3 protein-coding genes and 1 pseudogene are annotated in these 4,029 nt (G+C 57.8%); 1 reads left to right on the forward strand and 3 read right to left on the reverse strand.

All coding sequences use genetic code 11. The annotated features are described in order from the left end of the window. Positions 1 to 471: 471 nt before the first annotated feature. Positions 472 to 1,326 carry a TrmH family RNA methyltransferase gene (locus tag G485_RS0124250; RefSeq protein ID WP_027094676.1) on the reverse strand — a complete coding sequence of 285 codons (855 nt, stop codon included), beginning with the start codon at positions 1,324 to 1,326 and terminating at the stop codon, positions 472 to 474. Further along, positions 1,313 to 2,008 (reverse strand): annotated as a pseudogene (locus G485_RS0124255) (potassium channel family protein); the annotation flags it as partial. The gene G485_RS0124250 and the pseudogene G485_RS0124255, both read right to left, overlap by 14 nt. Before the next feature lie 135 nt (positions 2,009 to 2,143). On the opposite strand from G485_RS0124255, the gene sspI reads away from it, so the two are divergent. Further along, a complete protein-coding gene (gene sspI, locus G485_RS0124260) occupies positions 2,144 to 2,368 on the forward strand; it encodes a small acid-soluble spore protein SspI (protein WP_027094678.1) in 225 nt (74 codons plus the stop codon). Here the strand turns inward: sspI and G485_RS0124265 are convergent. After that, positions 2,347 to 3,528 (reverse strand): alpha-D-ribose 1-methylphosphonate 5-triphosphate diphosphatase, encoded by a 1,182-nt coding sequence (locus tag G485_RS0124265; protein ID WP_027094679.1) that lies wholly within the window; start codon positions 3,526 to 3,528, stop codon positions 2,347 to 2,349. The two genes, sspI and G485_RS0124265, sit on opposite strands and share 22 nt — an antisense overlap. Between the last annotated feature and the right edge of the window lie 501 nt (positions 3,529 to 4,029).

Consider the following 4,029-nt stretch of genomic DNA (forward strand, 5'->3'; position numbering starts at 1 on the left):
CTCCCCCACCATTTCCTCCCAATCGCCGCAACTCCTTGCCCCACAAGGCATGAGAGGCATTTTCGAGTCAAAATCGAGATAAAAATTAAACGGCAATCGGAGCAAAAAAACGGGCTAATAAAATGGGATTATCTGGTTCAAGTGTGAACGAAACGAGATAAAAATTATTGGGTGACGAAGGCAGGGATTAAAGGGATCAGGGAGCCAGGGAAATGCCCTTCCCTCTCCCCTCATCCCTAATCCCTGCTTTATGCCGCCGCGGCAACAGATCGTGCCATATCACGCTTGATCCCTTGTTATTCCTACATTCTCTCCAGTATATATTCGCCATCTGTATGCCATTCCCTCCCTTATCCCCTCTTCCCTTCACCCTGAACGGCATGAAAAAAGACTGGAGATTGATCGGAGGATTAGCCGACGGTATCCAGTCTTTGGATGAGTTGGAGGACAGATTATTTAGGGTGATGACAGTTATTTAGGTGGATCGACGGGAATTATTGTTTGGTGAAAAATCCGCTGCCGCTGCGCCTCGAACAGCAGCACCGTCGCGGCCATGGCGACGTTCAGCGACTCGGCTTTGCCGGTCATCGGAATGATGATCGGCTCGTCGACGAGCGCTTCGATCGACGGCGACAGCCCGCTTCCCTCGTTGCCGAACAGCAGCCACGTCTCGCCGCCCGACAGGTCGCATTCGTAGCAGCTTTTCACCGCCTGCAGGCTTGTGCCGTACAGCTTCGCCCCGCGCTCGCGCGCTTCCGGCAGCAGCTCCGTCAAGTCCGCTTCGACCACCGGCACGTAGAAAAGCGTGCCCATCGTCGCGCGCAGCGTCTTCGCGTTGTACAGATCGGCCGTGCCCTTGCCCAGCACGACGGCGCGGGCTCCGCTGGCCGCCGCGCTGCGGACGATCGTGCCGACGTTGCCCGGGTCCTGCACGCCGTCCAGCACGACGACCGGGCCGGAAGCTCCCGCCCCGGAACCGAGCAGCTCGTCCTTCCGCAGCGGCTTCCGGTAAGCGACCGCGAACACCGGCTGCGGAGTCTCCGTCTCGCAGCACTTCTCGATAATGTCCGGCGAGACCGGGATCCACGCAGGCCCAACTGCCGCATCCCGTTCCGTATAAGGCAGCAGCTCGTCCGGAATGCCCGTGCCTTCTTCGAAAACGACGCACTCCAGCGGCCAACCCGCCGCCAACGCCTCCGCCACCAGATGGACGCCTTCGAGCTTGAAGCGCCCTTCGCGCTCCCGATGCTTGCGCTCCGACAGCTTGGCCCAGCCTTTGACCCGGGGGTTGGCAAGCGAAGTCAGCGCCGGCTCAAGGCTCCGCATACGCTTGCTCCAGCTTGGTCAGATGCTCGTTCCGCCCGACGATGACAAGAACGTCTCCTTCCCGCAGCGGCTCGTCGGCCCGGAAGGAGATGTTCAGCTCCTCGTTCCGCTTCACCGCGAGTACGTTGCAGCCGTATTTGGCGCGAATGTCGAGCTGCTGCAAGCTCTTGTCGAACATCGCGGACGGCAGCTTCATCTCTACGATGCTGTAATCGTCGGACAGCTCGATATGCTCGATAATGTTCGGAGAGATCAGATGATGCGCCACCCGAAGTCCCATATCCCGTTCCGGGAAAACAACCTTGTCCGCCCCGATCTTGTTCAGCACTTTCCCGTGCAGTTCCGTCTGCGCCTTGACGATAATTTGAGGAACGCCTAAATCCTTCAAAATCAGCGTAGTCAAAATGCTCGCTTGAATGTCCTGCCCGATCGCCACGACGACGACGTCGAAATTGCGAATGCCGAGCGCTCTCATCGCCTCTTCGTCCGTCGAGTCGGCGGATACGGCGTGGGTAACCTTGTTGGCGACGTCCTGCACGCGTTCGCTGTCGTCGTCGATCGCCAGCACTTCATAGCCCATCTCGGACAAAAATTTGGCGACGCTCGAGCCGAAACGTCCGAGTCCGATAACCGCAAATTGTTTTTTGGCCATGATATACGATTGCTTGTCTCCTTTCCGTTCCCATCGATGTTTCCATTATAACACATCCCGCAAACGCGAAACGCCCGCGGCATATCCGGCCGGGCGTCTGGGAATTCTATTCGGGACCGTTCGTTGCCGCTCTCCGAGCATCGCAGGATAAAGGAGGGAATGCCCGTGACCGCCACTATAAGTTTGCGAGAAGCCATCGTTCGCCGGGTGGAGGACAAGAACAACGACGAGCTTCGCGACATTATCGAGGACTCGATCGGCAACGCGGAAATCACGCTTCCGGGACTCGGCGTTCTGTTCGAGATCATCTGGCAGCATAGCCCAACGGACGAACAGCAGCGCATGGTCGATACGTTATATCAGGAGATTCACAAACCCGCTTCGAAATAATCGCGCGCAGTCTGCACCACCGTACCGCCGACGAGGGTATCGGTTACGACGGGACAGCCCTTCAGCTTGCGGACGATGAGCAGATCGGCGAATTTGCCGGGCTCGATCGAGCCGATCTCGCCGCCGAGGCCGAGCGCCTCGGCCGGATGCAGCGATGCCATGCGAACCGCATCTGCGAGCGAAATTCCTTCCCGCTCCATCGTAAAAACCGACTGAAGCAGCGAGGCGGGATGATAATCGGAGCAGACGATGTCCGCCGCACCCGCCCGAATCGCTTCGAACGCCGACATATTGCGGTCGTGCGAGCCGCCGCGCACGATGTTGGGGGCTCCGACGCAGACGTGCAGGCCTTGCTCCCGCGCATACATAGCCGTCTCGAGGTTAAGCGGGAACTCGACTACTTTCGCCCCGTATCCGATCGAACGATCGACCAAAGTCCGCGAGTCGTCGTCGTGGGAGGCCACCGTGATTCCGCGATCACGCGCTTCGGCCGACAGGCGCTTCAACTCCTCCCAATCGATCCGCTTACGACGCTCCTCCAGTTCTTCTATAATTTGCGCCACTTCTTCGATGTCTACACCCTGATTTTTCATCACATAACGTTCGAACGCCCCGGGCCTGCTGTACTGTCCGACGCCGGGAGCGTGGTCCATATACGACAAATAATCGATGAGACCGTCGCGAATGAGCCTGCGGGCAAGCGGCATCCCCGTCAAGTACGACACTTCGTAGCGCAAATGCACCCGATGGCGGATCATTGCCCGTTCCGACCGGCTTGCGGCGATGAAGCGGATCAGCTCCTCCATCAGCTTCTCCCCGCGAATGCTGAGACCGACGCCCAGCGACAGCGAGTGGAACATCGTCGTAATGCCGTGCAGCGCCAGCTTGCGCTCGAATTGAAGGAAGGCCATGTCCAGCGGGAAAAGCGCGTTCGGCCGAGGCTCGACCTCCTTCTCGATGGCGTCGCAATGAATGTCGACCAGCCCCGGCAGCACCCAAGCGCCCGTCGCGTCGATCGCATTTATCGATTCCGGATCGGCGGAAGCCGCACCCGGCGGCGCAATGATGTCGATTCGCCCGTTCGCAATCGCCACATCCGCTTCAACGGTCTCGTTGGGGAGAACGACATGTCCTCCCCGAATCCATCGTCTGCTTGACATTTTATGATAAGCCTCCCCCAATTTGGCGTGTCGTTGTAGTTAAAGCTTGCGAAATTTGGTTGACGATGTCCCCGCATCGAATCCGGCGTCAGAGCGGAGCCGGCTCAAGCGTTACAAGAGTACTCCTATCATAGCCTCCGAAAGCGAAGATTAAAATAGGTTTTGGAAGAGTAGAGGGAAAGCTGGGTACGCGCCCTTTCCGAATCGGCAGCCGCAATAAAGGATTGCAGGCGGATGAAGAAGAATTGTGGAGATTGGTGTGAGCTTTCGCCCTTTATATGTTACCATATGGAGAAAAGAATGGTGCGAACCCCAAGTGCACATGATTTTCCCGGGAGGTTCGCACTCCTTGTCAGAACTGCAGCTTTGGGAATTTTACGTCATTTGAGCCGCTTCCTTGCTTCTTCAAATTGGAGGTTCGCGAAAAATCGCTCAATTCCCTTGCTGCGCAAGGCCTTTTCTGCAAGCTGTCGCTCCCCGCGCGGGAGCGTGGATTGAAAC

The sequence above is a fragment of the Cohnella thermotolerans DSM 17683 genome, assembly GCF_000429825.1.
Classification (GTDB): Bacteria; Bacillota; Bacilli; order Paenibacillales; family Paenibacillaceae; genus Cohnella; species Cohnella thermotolerans.

Bases quoted from the DNA above. Each gene is read 5' to 3' on its own strand.
- G485_RS0124250 (WP_027094676.1), bottom strand. From the start codon at position 1,326: ATGCGGAGCCTTGAGCCGGCGCTGACTTCGCTTGCCAACCCCCGGGTC.
- G485_RS0124265 (WP_027094679.1), bottom strand. From the start codon at position 3,528: ATGTCAAGCAGACGATGGATTCGGGGAGGACATGTCGTTCTCCCCAAC.